Source organism: Pseudooceanicola sp. NS-SX9, from assembly GCF_057380705.1.
This window is the reverse complement of the sequence record NZ_CM170818.1, coordinates 2,176,881-2,194,734: the sequence shown is the minus strand read 5'-3', so window position 1 is coordinate 2,194,734 and position 17,854 is coordinate 2,176,881. Positions and strand designations below refer to the sequence as shown.

At 65.5% G+C, this 17,854-nt stretch carries 16 protein-coding genes; 5 read left to right on the top strand and 11 right to left on the bottom strand.

The genetic code is table 11. From position 1 onward, the window contains the following. Positions 1-5: 5 nt before the first annotated feature. The 4 genes from AC2ITM_RS10495 to AC2ITM_RS10480 all read right to left on the bottom strand — a co-directional run bounded on the left by AC2ITM_RS10495 (position 6) and on the right by AC2ITM_RS10480 (position 6,585). Positions 6-1,559, bottom strand: a complete 1,554-nt coding sequence (locus AC2ITM_RS10495; protein ID WP_486466596.1) for a TrkH family potassium uptake protein — start codon at positions 1,557-1,559, stop codon at positions 6-8. 15 nt (positions 1,560-1,574) lie between these two features. Further along, positions 1,575-2,951 (bottom strand): Trk system potassium transporter TrkA, encoded by a 1,377-nt coding sequence (gene trkA / locus AC2ITM_RS10490; RefSeq protein WP_486466595.1) that lies wholly within the window; start codon positions 2,949-2,951, stop codon positions 1,575-1,577. Positions 2,952-3,062: 111 nt separating this feature from the next. Next, positions 3,063-4,010: an aldo/keto reductase gene (locus tag AC2ITM_RS10485; protein ID WP_486466594.1), complete on the bottom strand. Its 948-nt coding sequence runs from the start codon at positions 4,008-4,010 to the stop codon at positions 3,063-3,065. A gap of 97 nt (positions 4,011-4,107) precedes the next feature. Further along, on the bottom strand, positions 4,108-6,585 hold the full coding sequence (locus tag AC2ITM_RS10480) for a penicillin acylase family protein (RefSeq protein ID WP_486466593.1): 2,478 nt from the start codon (positions 6,583-6,585) through the stop codon (positions 4,108-4,110). 94 nt (positions 6,586-6,679) lie between these two features. Between AC2ITM_RS10480 and AC2ITM_RS10475 the strand changes: the two genes are divergently transcribed. Continuing rightward, complete coding sequence (locus tag AC2ITM_RS10475) at positions 6,680-7,552, top strand: NAD(P)-dependent oxidoreductase (RefSeq protein WP_486466592.1); 873 nt, start codon at positions 6,680-6,682, stop codon at positions 7,550-7,552. Between the two features lie 139 nt (positions 7,553-7,691). On the opposite strand, the gene AC2ITM_RS10470 is transcribed toward AC2ITM_RS10475, so the two are convergent. The 3 genes from AC2ITM_RS10470 to AC2ITM_RS10460 form a co-directional block, all read right to left on the bottom strand. Further along, positions 7,692-8,024 (bottom strand): DMT family transporter, encoded by a 333-nt coding sequence (locus AC2ITM_RS10470; RefSeq protein ID WP_486466591.1) that lies wholly within the window; start codon positions 8,022-8,024, stop codon positions 7,692-7,694. Between the two features lie 10 nt (positions 8,025-8,034). Next, on the bottom strand, positions 8,035-8,658 hold the full coding sequence (locus tag AC2ITM_RS10465) for a YitT family protein (protein WP_486466590.1): 624 nt from the start codon (positions 8,656-8,658) through the stop codon (positions 8,035-8,037). Positions 8,659-8,724: 66 nt separating this feature from the next. Then, positions 8,725-9,351: a YitT family protein gene (locus AC2ITM_RS10460; RefSeq protein ID WP_486466589.1), complete on the bottom strand. Its 627-nt coding sequence runs from the start codon at positions 9,349-9,351 to the stop codon at positions 8,725-8,727. Between the two features lie 183 nt (positions 9,352-9,534). On the opposite strand from AC2ITM_RS10460, the gene AC2ITM_RS10455 reads away from it, so the two are divergent. Beyond that, on the top strand, positions 9,535-10,095 hold the full coding sequence (locus tag AC2ITM_RS10455; RefSeq protein ID WP_486466588.1) for a type 1 glutamine amidotransferase domain-containing protein: 561 nt from the start codon (positions 9,535-9,537) through the stop codon (positions 10,093-10,095). Positions 10,096-10,324: 229 nt separating this feature from the next. On the opposite strand, the gene AC2ITM_RS10450 is transcribed toward AC2ITM_RS10455, so the two are convergent. The 3 genes from AC2ITM_RS10450 to AC2ITM_RS10440 form a co-directional block, all read right to left on the bottom strand. Beyond that, on the bottom strand, positions 10,325-11,539 hold the full coding sequence (locus AC2ITM_RS10450) for an NADP-dependent isocitrate dehydrogenase (RefSeq protein ID WP_486466587.1): 1,215 nt from the start codon (positions 11,537-11,539) through the stop codon (positions 10,325-10,327). A 186-nt stretch (positions 11,540-11,725) separates the two neighbouring features. Further along, positions 11,726-12,934: a multidrug effflux MFS transporter gene (locus tag AC2ITM_RS10445; protein WP_486466586.1), complete on the bottom strand. Its 1,209-nt coding sequence runs from the start codon at positions 12,932-12,934 to the stop codon at positions 11,726-11,728. Between the two features lie 120 nt (positions 12,935-13,054). Further along, the gene (locus AC2ITM_RS10440) at positions 13,055-13,708 is read right to left on the bottom strand and encodes a DsbA family oxidoreductase (protein ID WP_486466585.1); all 654 of its coding nucleotides are present in this window, start codon (positions 13,706-13,708) and stop codon (positions 13,055-13,057) included. 64 nt (positions 13,709-13,772) lie between these two features. On the opposite strand from AC2ITM_RS10440, the gene AC2ITM_RS10435 reads away from it, so the two are divergent. Further along, complete coding sequence (locus AC2ITM_RS10435) at positions 13,773-14,396, top strand: helix-turn-helix domain-containing protein (protein WP_486466584.1); 624 nt, start codon at positions 13,773-13,775, stop codon at positions 14,394-14,396. A gap of 153 nt (positions 14,397-14,549) precedes the next feature. On the opposite strand, the gene AC2ITM_RS10430 is transcribed toward AC2ITM_RS10435, so the two are convergent. After that, positions 14,550-16,274 carry an extracellular solute-binding protein gene (locus AC2ITM_RS10430; RefSeq protein WP_486466583.1) on the bottom strand — a complete coding sequence of 575 codons (1,725 nt, stop codon included), beginning with the start codon at positions 16,272-16,274 and terminating at the stop codon, positions 14,550-14,552. A 493-nt stretch (positions 16,275-16,767) separates the two neighbouring features. Between AC2ITM_RS10430 and AC2ITM_RS10425 the strand changes: the two genes are divergently transcribed. Further along, a complete protein-coding gene (locus tag AC2ITM_RS10425) occupies positions 16,768-17,541 on the top strand; it encodes a 3-hydroxybutyrate dehydrogenase (RefSeq protein ID WP_486466582.1) in 774 nt (257 codons plus the stop codon). Then, on the top strand, positions 17,538-17,840 hold the full coding sequence (locus tag AC2ITM_RS10420) for a pentapeptide repeat-containing protein (RefSeq protein WP_486466581.1): 303 nt from the start codon (positions 17,538-17,540) through the stop codon (positions 17,838-17,840). The genes AC2ITM_RS10425 and AC2ITM_RS10420 overlap by 4 nt, the downstream gene beginning before the upstream one ends. Positions 17,841-17,854: the final 14 nt, after the last annotated feature.

Genomic DNA, 17,854 nt, shown 5'->3' with positions numbered 1-17,854 from the left:
GCGCCTTAATCGCGCCACAAGTCCGGGTTGAACAGCGCGATGATCGCCAGCAGCTCCAGCCGGCCCAGCACCATGATCCCGCACAGCACCACCTTGGCCCCCGGGGACAGCAGGTTCAGCTGCACCGGTTCGGCGCCGCCATAGACCGTCAGCGGGCCGGTATTGGACAGGGCGGCAACCGACAGCGCCGTGGCGTTCTCGAAGCCGATGCCGAAGAGCGACAGCAGCGCCATCGAGGCGGCGAGGCAGATCGCGAAGAGCATGAAGAAGACCCAGGCGTGGAAGGCGCCCTGGCGGCGGATGCGTCGTCCCGCCACCCCATGCCCCGAGATCGAGGAGGGGTGCACCAGCCGGTCCAGTTCCCGCCGGCCATTGAGGTAAAGCGCGTAGACCCGCAGCAGCTTGACGCCGCCCGCCGTGGTGGCGACGCCGCCGCCGATCATCGCCAGCCCCATCAGGATCATGCCCGGCGTCGACAGGCCCGACCAGTTCTGCGCCGTGTCCCAGTCGGCGCTTTCCCAGCCCGTGGTGGTCAGGAACGACAGCACCGTGAACAGCGACCCCCAGAAGGCGCGGACAGCACTCAGGACGTCCTGGTTCGCCTTGACGTCGATGGCACCCAGCCAGTGGCGCAGGAACAGCAGCAGCGGCACGATCACCACCAGCGCCAGCCCCACCCGCATTTCCGGGTCGCGGTGCAGCCCGATGCGCGAGGTCACCGTGTCCGAGGTGAATGTGATGCGCGACAGCGCGAACAGCATGAAGACCGCGATGACGAATTCCCCGGCAAAGCCGGAATGGGCATTCTGCACCCCCCCGATCGAGGAAATCCCCGAGGTCGAGAGCGTCGACATCGCATGGATCAGCCCGACCATCGGGTCGTCTCCGGCGATCAGCAGCAGCACCCACAGGATACCGGTCAGGCCCATGTAGATCGGCAGCAGCTGCAGGGCGCCGCGGATCATCCGGCGGATCACCGTGGCACGCTGGAACCGGTCAAGGCGCATCTCGGTCTGGTCGCGGCCGGCGGTGGTGACCTCGAAACCGCCCAGCGACAGCGGCGCCATCACCGCCGCCGCCGAAATCCAGATCAGGAAACCACCCATCCAGGCGACCTGCGCGCGCCACAGGTGCAGCGGTTCCGACAGCCGCCTGGGGTCGTCGAAGAAGGTCATGCCGGTGGTGGTGAAGCTGGAGACCATCTCGGCATAGGCATTGACGAAGCGGGTGTCGGGCAGGCTTTCGGAAAACGGCAGCGCCAGCAGCAGCGGCAGCAGCAGGAAGGCCGCGAACAGCGACAAGAGGGCGTGCAGGTCGCCCCGGCCGGTGTTGATCAAGGGCCGCGTGCCGCGCGCCAGCGCGATCAGGAACGACGCCGTCGATCCCAGGAAGGCAACATAGAAGAAGTTGCGCGCGACCAGGTAGTTGTCCTGCACCAGCGCGACCATGGCCGGCACCAGCATCGACAGGCACAGCGACAGCGTGACGCCCAGGAACAGGGGCTGGCTTTCGATGCGGTCGCGCATCGTCTTGGGGCGGGTCTGGGAATGATGGCCCATGGTCCGGGTCCGGCCCTAGAAGTAGTCGATGGAGACCTGCAGCAGGCGCTCCACTTCGTGGACGTCGGGGGTCAGGGCGAAGATGACGACGGTGTCGCCCTCGTCGACGATCATGTCGGCGGTGGGCTTGGTGACCTCGCCGTTCTTCATCACGGCGCCGACCAGCACGCCTTCGGGAAAGTCGATGTCGCGGATCGGACGGCCCGACATGGGCGAGGTCGACAGGACCTCGGCCTCGATCACCTCGGCCTCGGCATCGCCGATGGAATAGACGCCGCGCACCCTGCCATGGCGGATGTGCCGCAGGATCGAGCTGACGGTGGTGGCGCGCGGGTTGATGTAGGCATCGATCCCCAAGGGCGCCATCAGCGAGGTCAGCGTGGGGTCGTTGATCAGCGCGATCGCCATCGGGCAGCCCAGGTTCTTGGCGCGCACGGCGGTCAGCATGTTGGTCTTGTCGTCATCGGTGACGCACAGGATCGCATCGGCGCGGCTGATGCCTGCTTCGGCCAGCAGCGCGGAATCCAGGCCGTCGCCATGCAGCACGATGGTCCGTTCCAGCCCGTCGGCGGCACGTTCGGCCACGGCGCGGTTCTTCTCGATCACCTTGGCGCGGACCCGGCGGCCCTTTTCCTCCAGCGCGCGGGCGACAGTCAGGCCGACGTTGCCGCCGCCCACCAGCACCACGCGTTCCTGCTGGCGGTTCGACTTGCCGAAGATCTCCATCGTGCGGGGCACGTCGTCCACATGCACGCAGATGTAGCAGTCATCCTTGGGAAAGATCTGGTCGCCCGGTTCCGGGGCAAACAGGCGCCCGTCGCGGCGGATGCCCACCACGATGGCGCGCAGGGTGGAAAACAGGTCCGTCAGCTGGCGCAGGGGCGTGTTGATGACGGGGCAGTCCTCGTCGATCTGGATGCCCAGCAGCTGCGCCTTGCCGTCCAGGAACTGTTCCACGTCGAAGGCGGCGGGGGCCGACAGGCGCTGCAGCGCGGCCTCGGCCACCTCCAGCTCGGGGCTGATCACCACGTCGATGGGCAGATGATCGCGGCGGTAGAGGTCGGAATAGATCGCGTCCAGATAGCTGCGCGAGCGCAGCCGCGCGATCTTGCGCGGCACGGAAAAGATCGAATGCGCCACCTGGCAGGTGACCATGTTCACCTCGTCCGAGAAGGTCGCAGCGATGATCATGTCGGCATCGCGCGCGCCTGCGCGGTCCAGCACGTCCGGGTAAGAGGCAAAGCCCGCAATGCCCTGCACGTCCAGCGTGTCTGTGGCGCGGCGGACCAGATCGGGGTTGCTGTCGACGACAGTGACATCGTTCTTCTCGCCCGACAGGTGGCGGGCGATCTGCCATCCGACCTGACCGGCGCCGCAGATGATGACCTTCATGCGTTGGGATCCTGCTGTCTCTGGGAGTTCTGCATGGCAGAGCGGCGTGGGGGGGTCAATTCAAATCCCCCGCACGCTGTTTGCGCCATCAGCGGTTTTCGCGGCCCTGCCTCAGAGCGTCGCGTCAAGGCGGGCCATCTGATCCTGCGTCAGCTGCAGTTCGGCCGCGCGGATCAGCGTGGCCAGCTGCGCCTCGGAGGTGGCCGAGGCGATGGGCGCCGTCACCGCGGGCTTGCTGCGGACCCAGGCGATGGCGATCTCGGCCAGGGTGGCGCCGGTTTCGGCGGCAATCGCATCCATGACCGACAGGATGCCCAGGCCCTGCGGGGTCAGGTATTTCGACACGCTGCCGCCGCGGGCGCCGCGGATGTCGTCGCTGCTGCGGTACTTGCCGGTCAGGAACCCCGAAGCCAGCGCCGCATAGGGAATGACCGCCACGCCATGGGCGGTGCAGTAATCGGCAAGTGCCCCTTCGAATTCGTCGCGGGCACAGAGGTTGTATTTCGGTTGCAGCGCGCTGTAGCCCGTCAGCCCGTTGGCCTGCGCCACGTCATCGGCCGCCTGCATCATCTGCGCGCTATAGTTCGAGGCCCCGATGGCGCGCACCTTGCCGGCCTTCAGCAGGCGGTCATAGGCGCACAGGGTTTCCTCGTGCCGGGTGTCGGGGTCGGGCCAGTGCGACAGGTAAAGGTCGATCACCTCGGTCTGCAGGCGGCGCAGGGACTGCTCTACCGCGCGTTCGATCCAGGTGGCCGACAGGCCCTTTTCGCCGGGGCGTCCCATGTCGGATCCGACCTTGGTGATCAGCGTCACCCGGTCGCGCTTGCCGGGGTTGGCGGCCAGCCAGTTGCCGATGATCGTCTCGCTTTCGCCGCCTTCGTTGCCCTCGGCCCAGGCGGAATAGACATCGGCGGTGTCGATCGTGGTCAGCCCGGCCTCGGTCATCTGGTCGAGCAGCCGGAAGGATCCGGCCTGGTCGACGGTCCAGCCAAAGACATTGCCGCCGAAGATCACCGGCGAGGTCTGCAGGCCCGTGTGGCCGAAGGGAATGGATTTCATCTGGGTCTCCTGCGGGATACGGCGCGGATGTTAGCGCCGGACCGCAGGGCGTACAGGCCCCGATCCGCGCAAAGGCGGACCGGGGCGCCATGCGGCGTCACTTCTGCGGGAGGAGGTGGGTTTCGCCCACCGAAGCGGCCTTGGCCAGGGCTGTATCCAGCGACATCGGGATGTATTCCCCGCGCCGCCACAGATCGCCCAGGTCGTCGTAATGGCGCGACAGCGGATGGCCCGATTGCCCGGTCGAGATGATGAAGACCGAACTGTCGGGATCGGCGAAATCATAGACCCCGCGATAGCCCGGCCCGCTGACATCCAGGAAGGGATCGGCACCGCTGCCGCGGGTGGCACCACGGTTCAGCGTGTTGTCCCCCCCCGAGGTCTGCTGGCGGATGTTCACCAGGTATTTCAGGATCGGCACCTGACCCAGCACCGGATGGTCCTGCGCGGCCTGGTGCACATCGCCCCACCGCAGGCTTTCCAGGTTGTCGCCATAGCGTTCCTTGATCCACAGAAGCGCCGCATCCAGCGATTGCCTGGCGATCTCGTCGCAGGTCTCGACCTGCTGGGTCTGCACCACGTCGCACCATTTCGAGGCGCCGTTGATGTTGCGGAAGACGCGCTCGATGAAGACCGGCTGGACATGGGTGAAGTTGTCGGCCAGCGGGCCCAGCTCGTCCCGGATCAGCCGGTCCTGCAGGGTCGAGATCCAGACCGCGTAGATCAGCGGCTCGGGCATGTGCTCGTTCATCTCGCCGTTCCAGTCGGCCAGCATCTTCAGCGCATCCTGGCGCATCCGGTCGGGCGTGCCCTTGGGGGCGGGATCGCCGGTGTACCACAGGTTCTTGCCGATCAGCGGCAGCAGCGAGCGCGCGGTGAAGCTGACGGTATCCAGCTGCGCCTCGATGAAGCTGTCGCGGGTGTGCACCTTGCGGCTTTCCATCAGCTTCTGCCAGCGGTGGATGCGCTGCGTGTCGCCCCAGTCGAAGGTGATGTTGTGGGGGAAGGCGGCGTCGGTGACCTTGTTGTTGGTATTGCCCAGGATGCCGCTGTCGGGGTTCACGATCTCGGGGTTGTCGGCATAGGGGAAGATGCCGGTCCAGCGGTTCTCGGGCTTCCAGCCCAGCGTCGGCATCCGGCCCTGGCTGTCGTGGCCGGGATCGCGCGCCGGCACCGCCCCGATGGTCTTCATCGCGATCGAGGTCGCATCCGCCAGCATCAGGTTCTGCGCCGGGGCGATCTGCAGCTTGCCCGCGTCGATGCCCTGCTGCACGGTCTTGGCGTACATCAGATCCACCCCGGCCGAGAGCGTCGTGTCGTGATCCGACAGCGCCGTCCAGTTGATCGCCGCCACATGCCCCGGGGGCGTCACGGTGTCGAGGTTGTAGAAGCTGCCGGGCAGCACGGGGCCGTTGTCGCTCCAGCGCAGGGTCAGGGTGATGGGCTTGGCGTTCTTGATGGCGATGATGGTCTTCGCCGTGCGGAAGGGCTTCCAGCCGTCGGGGGTGCGGTACTGTTCGGGATCGCCGGGCTTCAGCTCTTCCATGTAGACGTCAAGGTCATCCAGACCGGCGGCGGTGATCCCCCAGCCCAGGAACTGCGAGCGCCCCGACAGCACCACCGGCAGGCCCGGGATGGTGCCGCCGATGACGCCCCCCTGCTGCAGCTGCAGCCGGGCGAGGTACCATTGGGACGGCGCGGTAAAGGTCATCTGGGGGTCGTTCGCCAGCAGGGTTCCGCCGGTGGCGGAACGCTGCGGCGCGGCCGCGAAGGCGTTCGATGCGCCTTCGCGGCCGGGCGCCGGGAAGGGCGACAGCGGGTCCTGGGGCAGGCCGTCATCGGTGATCGCGGCCACCTGCGCCATCCCGGGCGCCTGCATCAGCTGGGCATAATCGGGCAGGGCGGTTTCCGGCGTGCCGGGGGCCACGGGCATCAGGTCATTGACCATCTGGCCCGCGGGCAGCGCCAGCGACAGCTGGGCGCGCAGCACCTCGTTGGCCAGGGATCCGTCCTGCTCCAGCGCGATCAGCTTGCCGATGGCGATCGAATCCGCAGGGGTCCAGGGGGCGACGGGGATGTTGAACAGGAACATCTCGGGCGCGCCGCGGCCCAGGCTGTCCTTGTTGATCTCGTCGAGCCGGGCGTTGACGCCCGCGGCATAGGCCGTCAGCGCTGCCGTGGTGCGGGCATCCTGCGCCGCCACCGAGGCCTGTGCCGCCTTATAAAGGTCATAGCGCCGCATCAGCTTGTCGATGGCCACGGTGCGGGTGCCGAAGATCTCGGACAGGCGGCCCTCGACGGTGCGGCGCAGCACGATCATCTGCCACAGCCGGTCCTGGGCATGGGCATAGCCCAGGCCGAAGAACACGTCGGCATCGGTGGCGCCGAAGATATGGGGGACGTCGGCATTGTCGCGCACGATGTCGACGGGGGCGGAAATGCCCTTGACGCTCAGCGTCTTGTCGTAGGTCGGCAACGAGCGCGAGGCAAGGTAGTAGGCCAGCCCTGCGCCCAGTACCGCAATGATGACCATTGTCCCGGCAATGCGCAGCAGCCAGCGAAAGACGAATCTCATATGTTCCCCATGCCCTTGCGTTCCGCGCCATAATCGTCTGCATTCGCAGCGCGGAGAATGTTCCGGCGCACGTTTCAATACAGAGGTTTGAGCCATGGCGAAAGTCGCGTTTCTGGGTCTTGGGGTGATGGGCTATCCGATGGCCGGTCACCTTTGCGCGAAAGGTCACGATGTCACCGTCTATAACCGCACGGCCGCGAAGGCGGAAAAATGGGTGGCCGAGCATGGGGGCCGGATGGGGCTGACGCCGGCCGAGGCGGCCGAGGGCGCTGCTTTCGTGATGACCTGCGTCGGCAATGACGACGACCTGCGGGTGGTCTGCGCGGGCCCGGATGGGGCCTTCGAGGGCATGGCGGCGGGGGCGATCCTGGTCGATCACACCACGGTTTCGGCAGCCGTCACCCGCGCGCTGGCCGAAGCAGCGGCTGCGCGGGGGCTGGGCTATGTCGATGCGCCGATCTCGGGCGGGCAGGCGGGGGCGGAAAATGGCCAGCTGTCGGTGATGTGCGGCGGATCCGAGGCCGATTTCGTCTGCGTGGCCCCGGTGATCGAGGCCTATGCCAAGATCTGCCGGCTGATGGGCGATGTGGGCGCGGGGCAAATGACCAAGATGTGCAACCAGATCGCCATCGCGGGGCTGGTGCAGGGCCTCTCGGAGGCGCTGCATTTCTGCCAGAAGGCGGGGCTGGACGGCGACAAGGTGGTCGAGGTGATCTCTCAGGGGGCGGCGGGTTCGTGGCAGATGCAGAACCGCTATCGCACCATGCTGGAGGATCACTTTGATCACGGTTTTGCCGTCGACTGGATGCGCAAGGATCTGGATATCTGTCTGACCACCGCCGACCAGATTGGCGCCAGCCTGCCGGTCACGGCACTGGTCGACCAGTTCTACAAGGATGTGCAGAAGCTGGGGGGGGGCCGCTGGGATACCTCGGCGCTGATCAAGCGATTGAGCGTGATGGGCTGAGCGGCTGCGGGATTGGCGCCGGGCGGGCCCGGCGCCAGCCTCCGGCGGGCATATTTGCGGGAAAGATGAAAGGGCGGCGGCGCGCGCGGGACGCGGTTCCGCCTGCCGGCGGCCGTATTTGGCGGAAAGGTGAAGGGCCTCAGTGGCCCGAAGATTTCGAGAAGAGCTGGATCAGCAGGATCCCGGCGCCGATCAGCGCCATGCCCAGGATTGCCGGCAGGTCGAGTTTTTGCCCGAAGACGAAATAGCCGATCAGCGCGATGAAGACGATGCCCATGCCGGACCAGATAGCGTAGACCACGCCCACCGGCATCTGGCGCAGGGTCAGCGACAGCAGCCAGAAGGCCAGGGCATAGGAAATCACGACGATCAGCGAGGGCACGAGGCGGCTGAACTGCTGGCTGGCCTGCAGGGCGGTGGTGCCGATGGTCTCGGCGGCGACGGCAAGGATCAGGATCAGCCAGGCGGGCATGAGGACTTCCTCAGGTGGCGACGTACCAGTCGCGGCGGTGGTTGATGGCGATGACGAAGTTCACGATGACGGCGCCGAGGAGCGACCAGGCGAACTTGTCGAGGGGCAGCAGGAAGAAGGCCACCAGGAACAGGCAGCCATCAAAGATCAGCTGTGTCCAGCCCGCCCGGAAGCCGGTCTTTTCCTGCAGGTAGAGTGCCAGGATGCCGATGCCCCCCAGCGAGGCGCCGTGCCGGAAGAGCGCCAGAAGCCCCGCGCCGGTGACGAAGCCGAAGAGGATCGCGCCGGTCCAGGGGGTGAGGTGGGCGAAGGCGATCTGGGTCGGCAGCAGCTTGGACATGACCGACAGCAGCGCCACCGCGATGAAGGTCTTCAGCACGAAGCGCAGGCCCATGCGGCGGTAGCCCAGCCAGTAGAACGGCAGGTTCACCACGAAGAAGACCGGCCCGAACGACAGCCCCGTCAGGTACGACAGAATCACCGCCAGGCCCGCCGTCTGGCCGGTGACCAGCCCCAGATGGGTCAGCACGATGATGCCGAAGCCCGCCATCGAACTGCCGAAGAAGATCCCCTGGGCATCGGCCAGAAGGCTGTGGCCGGTGGTCTTGGTGATCGGGTCTTCGGACGTGGTCATGGGGGGCTCCGGTGGTGTCGCGTCTTGCTAAGCGGGGGGGGCGGGGCGGTCAATCGGGCCCGCGCGTCAGTCGGCGATGTAGCGGTCGCGGCGGTGGTTGAAGGCGATGACGGCGTTCAGGATCAGGGCTCCGAACAGGGAATAGGCGACGGTGCGGGTGTCGAAGAGGAAGAAGGCCACGGTGAACAGGCAGGCATCGACGATGATCTGCACATAGCCCGCGCGGAACCCGGTCCTGTCCTGGATCATCAGCGCGATCACCCCGAGTCCCCCGAGCGAGCCCTTGTGCCGGAAGATCCCCAGCAGGCCGTAGCCCGTCAGCACGCCGAAGATCGCCGTGCCGAGGATCGGGTCAAGATGTGCGAATGTCATGCCGAGGGGGATGTAATCGACCGCCACCGACACGACCGTGACGCAGAAGAAGGATTTCAGCGTGAATTCGGCGCCCAGGCGTTTCCAGGCCAGCGCGTAGAAGGGCAGGTTCACCAGGAAGAACACCAGCCCGAAGCTCCAGCCCGAGAGGTAGGCGATGATCAGCGCCAGGCCCGCCGTCTGGCCGGTGATGAAGCCCAGCGACGAGATGAACACCAGCCCCGTCGCCGAGGTCAGGAGGGCGATGGCAAGGCCCTGGATGTCCTCGATCGGGCTGTGGTGCTGGCGGTATTCGGTCGGAATCGGGATCGGTGCGGGCATGGGACCTCGGGGGTAAATGGGTCAGTAATGCTTCCGTATGTATAGATCGGGCGGCGGCGCGGGGCCAGTGCGAAATCGTGCCGGGGGCGGCACCTCGCGGGATCGCGAGGGAACCTTGGGGCGGGGGCTGCCCGTTGAATGGGCAGGGGCGCTTGCCCCATGGCAGAAAGAAAGGACGTCCTCATGCCCGATATCAGCCACGCCCGCATGGTCATCCTGTCCACCGACGGGTTCGAGCAATCCGAGCTGGAGGTGCCCCGCGACCGGCTGGCCGCCACCGGCGCCACCGTCCATGTCGCCACGCCGGACCGCCGGACGATCCGCGGCTGGGAGAAGGGCGACTGGGGCCGCGAGGTCGCGGCAGACCGTGCCCTGGTCGAGGTCTCGGTCGATGATTATGACGCGGTGCTGCTGCCTGGTGGGCAGATCAACCCGGATATACTGCGCACCCGGGGCGAGGCGGTGAAGCTGGTGAAGATGTTCCACCAGCAGGGCAAGGTGGTGGCTGCGATCTGCCACGGCCCCTGGATGCTGGTCGAGGCCGGGATCGTGAAGGGGTACGAGGTGACGTCTTATGGCTCGATCCGGACGGATCTGGAAAATGCCGGCGGCCTGTGGCGGGATGCGGCGGTGGTCTGCGACAGGGGGATCGTGACCGCGCGCAATCCCGGGGATCTGGATGCGTTCGTCGCCAGGATCATCGAGGAGATCGAGGAAGGGCGCCATGGACGCCGGGCGGCCTGATACGTGCCAAAGGCCACCGGGCGAAGCAATGGCACCCAGTTGGGCCGCGTCCGGGTGGCGTGCCCAGGGCCCGGACATGGCCCAAGTACAGGGCGCCTTGTGTGACTATATTACCTAATAAATGAAGTGCTTTGTCAGGCATTCTTCATCTGACGCATTAACGCTTCGCGATGTGAAAAGGCCGCCCTCGGAGGGGCGGCCTTTGGGATTTGCACGAAGGGGGCGGAAATCAGAGCTTCAGCGCCTTGTTCAGGTTCTGGTCGATCTTTTCCAGGAAGCCCATGGTGGTCAGCCAGCCCTGATCGGGGCCGACCAGCAGCGCCAGGTCCTTGGTCATGTAGCCCGACTCCACGGTGTCCACGACGACCTTTTCCAGCGTGGTGGCAAAGGTCATCAGCGCGTCATTGCCATCCAGCAGCGCGCGGTGCTTCAGCCCGCCCGTCCAAGCGTAGATCGACGCGATCGAGTTGGTCGAGGTCTGCTTGCCTTCCTGATGCTGGCGGAAGTGGCGGGTCACGGTGCCGTGGGCGGCCTCGGCCTCGACGATCTTGCCATCGGGGGTCATCAGCTGCGAGGTCATCAGACCCAGCGAACCATAGCCCTGTGCCACGGTGTCCGACTGCACGTCGCCATCGTAGTTCTTGCAGGCCCAGACATAGCCGCCCGACCATTTCAGCGCCGAGGCCACCATGTCGTCGATCAGGCGGTGTTCGTACCAGATGCCCGCCTTCTTGAACTCTTCGGCGAACTCTTCCTCGTAGACCTTGGCGAACAGGTCCTTGAAACGGCCGTCATAGGCCTTGAGGATGGTGTTCTTGGTCGACAGGAAGACCGGCCATTTCAGCGACAGGCCATAGTTGAACGACGCGCGGGCGAAGTCCATGATCGACTGGTCGAGGTTGTACATGCCCATGAAGACGCCGGCGGAGGGCGCGTCGTAGACTTCGCGCTCGATCTCGGTGCCGTCCTCGCCGACGAATTTCATCGTCAGCTTACCCTTCGAGGGGAAGTGGAAATCGGTGGCCTTGTACTGGTCGCCGAAGGCGTGACGGCCGACCACGATGGGCTTGGTCCAGCCGGGGACCAGACGCGGCACGTTCTTGCAGATGATCGGCTTGCGGAATACCACACCGCCCAGGATGTTGCGAATGGTGCCGTTCGGCGATTTCCACATCTTCTTCAGGCCGAACTCTTCCACGCGGGCTTCGTCCGGGGTGATGGTGGCGCATTTCACGCCGACGCCGACTTCCTTGATCTTCATCGCCGCGTCGATGGTGATCTGGTCTTCGGTGCGGTCGCGTTCCTCGATCCCGAGGTCGTAGTACAGCAGGTCGAGCTCAAGGTAGGGTTCGATCAGCTTCTTCTTGATGAACGACCAGATGATGCGGGTCATCTCGTCGCCGTCGATATCGACGATGGGGTTGTCTACCTTGATCCTGGACATGGGTGGCTCCTCGGAGGAATCGCGATGCAGTGGGATTACTGCGCCTCCTTAGACTAAGTTTTGATGAAGGTCCACGGTGGTATACTTTGGTATACGGGTGTTTCCGTGACGTGAGGGCGCCCGGAAACGTCAAAACCCCGCGACCGGGGCCGCGGGGTTCCGATAACGCTACCAGAAGGTGCGGGATCACTGGTCCTTGTGGCGCTCCAGGCGTTTCACCCGGGTCATCACCAGCAGCGCCAGCGCCGACAGGATGGTAGAGGCCAGCAGCTGCGGCAGGATCGTGCCGTCGAACAGCTGCGCCACGATGGTCGACAGAATGGCGCTGCTGATGGTCGAGATCGCCCCGATGACCGAGGCCGCCAGCCCGGCGATATGGCCCACCGGTTCCATCGCGAGGGCGTTGAGGTTGCCCATTGTCATGCCGATCTGGTAGTAGACCGCGCCCTGCCAGATCAGGTAGGCGACGAAATAGGGCAGTCCGCGCGGCCCGAAGAAGTGGAAGGCCAGCATCGCCAGGCTGATCACCAGGAAGCACGAGACCACGAAGGTGATGATCTTGCGCATCCCGTATTTGCCCACCAGCGAGGCATTCACCAGCGACGAGGTTCCCGCCAGGATGCCCAGGCCGAAGAACCAGTAGGGGAACTGGTCGGCGCGGTGGAAGACCTGCGAGAAGGCGGGCTCGATCAGCGAGATGGTGGTGAACATGGTCGACATGATCAGCACCTGCACCACCAGGGTCAGGCGGACCATGGGGATGGCCATCATCTCTTTTGCGGCGGCGCTGAGGGCGCTGACGCTGAACGGTCGGCGGCGTTCCTTCGGCAGCGGTTCCTGGATGCGGGCGGTGAACCAGGTGCCGCCGATCAGCACGAAGACCAGGAAGGCCAGGAAGATCGCGCGCCAGCCGCCGATGGCGATGATGCCCGACCCGGCCAGCGGCGCAATCGCCGGGAAGATGGTGAAGACCATCATCACGAAGGACACCAGGCGGGCCATCTCGCGGCCTGAATAGAGGTCTCGGATGATGGCGATGGCGATGATGCGGGGGGCGGCGGCGCCCAGGCCCTCAAGCACGCGGGCGGCGACCAGCAGGTTCAGCGTCGGCGCCTTCCAGGCCAGCACGGTGCCCAGGATGTAGACGGCCATGCCCAGCAGGATGATGTTCTTGCGCCCAAAGCTGTCGGACAGCGGCCCGGTGACGAAGGTGCCCAGCCCCATGCCGATCATGAAGGCCGAAAGCACCAGCTGGATGTCGTTGGCATCCTGCAGGTTCAGCGCCCGGGCCATTTCCGGCAGGGCGGGCAGCATGGAGTCGATGGAAAAGGCGACAGAGGCCATCAGCATGGCCATGATCGCGACGAATTCCACCGGATGTACGCGTTGCGCCATGAAGGGATCCTCTTGAACGGTTTGTTCCGCCGCTAGCAGGTTTTCGGACCCGTCGCCACATGCAGAACGACCCGGCGCTGTCGCAGCCGGTTGTGCATGATTGCACGTCAAACGGGCGGCTCAGTCGGCGGTGTCTTCCTCGGCCAGCTTGGCGGTGATCTCGTCGATGACCTTCAGCCACAGCTCGACCGGCTGGGCGCCGGGGACGGCATGCTGCTGGGCGACGATGAAGGTCGGAACCGAGGTGATGCCCATCGAGCGGGAATGCGCGTCGCGGTCGCGGATCGCCTGTTCATCGGCATCGGTGCGCAGCAGCCGCCCGATCAGCGCCGCATCAAGGCCCGCGCTGTCGGCTACGTCGCACAGCACGTCATGCTGGCCGATGTCGCGGCCTTCGACGAAATTCGCGGCAAAGAGGCCGTCGACCACCGCGCCCTGCAGGTTCTCGATCCCGGCCCAGTGGATCAGCCGGTGCGCGTCCAGCGTGTTGGGCGTGCGGGTGATGGCGGCGAAATCGGCGGGGATGTTCAGCGCCGCGGCCTGGGCCGCGATATTGGCATAGGTGTCCTCGGCCCCTTCTTCGCCGAACTTGGCGCGCAGGTAGGCCTGACGCTCCATGCCCTCGCGGGGCATGTCGGGGTTCAGCTGGAACGGATGCCATTCCAGGGTGAAGGGATGCCCGGGCCGTTCGCCAAGCGCCCGGTCGAGGAGCGTCTTGCCGATGTAGCACCAGGGGCAGATGGGGTCGGAGAGGATGTCGAGCTTGATGGCCATGCGCCTTGCTAGGACGCCGGTGCGGCGCTTGCAAGCGCGGCCTGATGCGGGGTAGCGTCGCGCCATGACCGAGACCAATCCCCGCAACCTGATCCGCATCGCCCGCGAGGCCGGCCCCGAGGAGGGCGCCGAGCCTCTGGATCTGGGCGAACGGGTGCGAGAGCTGCGCCGGGCGCGCGACTGGACGCTGGAATTTGCCGCCCACAAGGCGGGGCTGGCGCGCTCGACCCTGTCGAAGATCGAGAACGGGCAGATGTCGCCCACCTATGACGCGCTGAAGAAACTGGCGACGGGGCTGGGGATTTCGGTGCCGCAGCTGTTCACGGCGCCGAAGCCGGGGCAGGTGACGGGGCGGATGGTGTCGACCCGCGAGGGCGAGGGCCAGGCCCATGCCACCGCCACCTACGAGCACGAGCTGCTGGCGGCGGGGCTGTCGAAGAAAAAGATGCTGCCCTACCGGGCGCGGATCCGGGCCCGCAAGCTGGAGGAATTCGACGGCTGGGTGCGCCATGACGGCGAAGAGTTCCTGTACGTGCTGACCGGGGTGGTGCGGCTTTATACCGAGTTCTACGAGCCGCTGGAGCTGCGCCGCGGCGACAGCGCCTATTACGATGCCTCGATGGGGCATAACGTGATCTCGGTCAGCGAGGATGATGCGCTGATCCTGTGGGTGACGTCGCTGGGGTGATTTCACTGCGGTGATTTCACTGGGCTGAGGGCCCCGGGGTGAGGGCGCGGCCCGGGGCGGGCGGTGAGTTTTTCCGTATTTGGGGAAAGATGAAAGGCAGGCGGCCCGCGCGGGTGGCGGGCCGGTTTTGCATATTTGGGGAAAGATGAAAGGTCAGGGGGCGGCCGGGGCCTGCCACCAGACCTCGGGGAGGAAATAATAGCCGTCGCCGTAGAGCGGGATGTGGGCGGGGTATTTCAGATCGGCCTTGTGGGCGATGCGGCCCTTGTCGAACATGAAGATCGGGATCACGTAGCGGCCTGCCGTCAGCACCCGGTCGAGGGCGCGGGTGGCATCGGTGAAGTCTTCGAGGCTGCGCGAGGCGAGCATGGCGTCGATCATCGCGTCTGCCGCGGGGCTTTTCATGCCCATCAGGTTGCGCGAGCCGGGCAGGTCGGCCTCCTTCGAGCCCCAGTAGAGGCGCTGCTCATTGCCCGGAGAGAGCGAGAGTTCGCGGCGGAAATCGGTCATGTCGAAGTCGAAGTCCTGCACCCGCATGGCGTATTGCGCATTGTCGACCAGGGTGATCGTCGAGCGGATCCCGAGGCGCTTGAGCGCGTCCTGGTAGATGTCGATGATCGACTGGTTCTGGGTGTCGCCCTGGCGCAGCAGGATATCGAAGGTGAAGGGGTGGCCCTGGGCATCGTGGCGCAGCCCGTCGGGGCCGACCTTCCAGCCGGCGGCGTCGAGCTCTTCGGAGGCCTTGCGCAGGTCGGTGCGGTTGCGCGCGGTGCCGTCGCCCTGGGGCAGGGTGTAGCCGTCGAGCGCGCCGGGCGGCAGGCTGGCGGCGAAGGGGGTCAGAAGGGCGCGGACGGGACCCGTCGCGGGGCCGGGCTGCATCCCCAGCGTCGAATGCGAGAAATACGAGGTGATGCGGGGCTGCTTGCCGCCGGTGATCGTGCCGTTGATGTAGCCGAAGTTGAACGCCAGCAGCATCGCGTCGCGTACGCGGATGTCGTTGAAGGGCGCGCGGCGGGTGTTCATCACGAAGCCGGTCATCCCCGAGGGCCGCTGGGTGGGAATCTCCGACTTGACGATCTGGCCGGACTGGACGGCGGGGAAATCATAGTCGCGCTGCCATTTCTCGGCGTTGAATTCGCGCAGGAAAGAGATCTCTCCGGCCTTGAAGGCCTCGAAGAGGACGCCCTGGTCGCCGAAGAACTCGATCCTTATGGTGTCGAAGTTTTCCGTGCCGCGGCGCACGGGCAGGTCGTTGCCCCAGTAGTTCGGGTTGCGTTTGAGCACCACGTTGCGGCCGGCGACATAGCTGTCGATGACATAGGGCGCCGAGCCGATCGGGATCTGGTCCAGCCCCGCATTGGCGAAATCCTTGCCGTCCCACTGCGCCTTCTTCAGGATCGGCACCAGCCCCGCCACCAGTGCCAGTTCGCGGTTGTCGCCCTTGAAGGTGATGCGCACGCGGCCGGGGCCGGTCTGTTCGATCTTGTCGATCTGGCTCCAGAGGCCGGCGTAACGGGCGTTCCCCTCGGTGCCGAGTTCGCGGTAACTCCAGATCACGTCTTCGGCAGTGACCGGTGATCCGTCCGAGAATTTCGCCTTCGGGTTCAGCGTGTATTCGACCCAGTGGCGGTCGGGGTCGGTGTCGACCGATTCGGCCAGCAGACCGTAGAGGGTGAAGGGTTCGTCATAGTTGCGGATCATCAGGCTTTCATGGGTGAGAAAGCGCAGTTGCCAGGGTGGCGTACCCTTTTGCGTGAAGGGGTTCAGCGAATCAAACGTGCCGGTGTCGCCGGTGACCAGCGTGCCGCCCTTGGGCGCGTCGGGATTGGCATAGGGCAGGGCCGCAAAATCTGGGGGAAGGGCGGGCTTGCCATACATGGCGATACCATATGAGGGCTCTGCCTGCAGTGGTCCGCCGAGAATCATTGCCCCCGCGAAAACCGTTAGAATCATGGGTTTCACCCTTGCGGTGAAGCGTATGGTAAAGGTCATCCTGCCTCAGGCCCTGCTCTTGCCCTTGTTTTCTTGGCCTTTAGGCTACCTTTGGATTTACATGTTTTCAAACTTTTAGCTTCCATGCCGGCGCGAGATTGCTTATAAAGGACGTACTGCTCGATAGGTTTCTTGCCTGTATGAAACCTGCCTCAAAGACTTGACGCCGGCCTTGTGCCGGCGTTTTTTTGTCCGCCGCGTCCCCCTCCGGCCTTCGATCTGCGGGAATTTTGGGCGCGGCAGCGGCCGCGTGGCTGTTCACGAATGGCGTTCTGACGCAGATCAGAGACAGCACGGGTACTCGCCTTTTGCCGCTGCGGCATTATCTTCGGCTGCGAACGGCCCGGACTGTGCCGGGCCCCAGACGAGGAGAAGTGCCATGAGCTTGAACGGCAAGACGGCGGTCGTGACGGGATCGAATTCGGGGATCGGGCTGGGGGTCGCGCGGGCGCTCGCGGCGGCGGGGGCGGATGTGGTGCTGAACTCGTTCACCGATGATGAAAAGGACCACAAGCTGGCCGAGGACATGGGCAAGGAATTCGGCGTCACCGTGCGCTATATCCAGGCCGACATGTCCAAGGGCGAGCAGTGCCGCGCGCTGATCGAGAAGGCCGGGAAATGCGATATCCTGGTCAACAATGCCGGTATCCAGCACGTCGCGCCGATCGATGAATTCCCGGTCGAGAAATGGGATGCGATCATCGCGATCAACCTGTGCTCGGCCTTCCACACCACCGCCGCCGCGCTGCCGAAGATGCGTGCGGCGGGCTGGGGGCGGATCGTCAATATCGCCTCGGCGCATGGGCTGCGCGCCTCGCCCTACAAGTCGGCCTATATCAGCGCCAAGCACGGCATCGTCGGCATGACCAAGACCGTGGGTCTGGAAACCGCCAAGGAACCGATCACCGCCAATGCGATCTGCCCCGGCTATGTGCTGACGCCGCTGGTGGAAAAGCAGATCCCCGACACCGCCAAGGAATACAAGATGTCCGAGGAAGAGGTGATCGAACAGGTGATCCTGGCCAAGCAGCCCTCGAAGGATTTCGTCACCGTCGAGCAGCTGGGCGGCATCGCGGTCTTCCTGTGCTCGGATGCTGCGGCGCAGATCACCGGCACCACGATCAGCGCCGATGGCGGCTGGACCGCGCAATGAACGAAGGCGCGGAGAGCGAAGGTGGGGCGCCGGCCGCGATCACGCGGCTGGACCTGTCGGGGGCCGAGGTCTCTGACAGCTCGCTTGCGGGGGCGCGGCTGTCGGGGATCGACGGCCGGGGCCTGCGGATCCTTGGCGCCGATCTGTCGGGGGCGCGGTTGGAGCAGCTGTCGCTGGCGGATGCCGAGATCAGCCATGCCGATCTGACGGGCCTTGCGATTCGCGAGGCCGGGATGGAGGGGATGACCATCGACGGCATCCCCGTGACCGATCTTCTGCGCAAGTGGCGCGACGGCTGACCCCGGAAAGGACC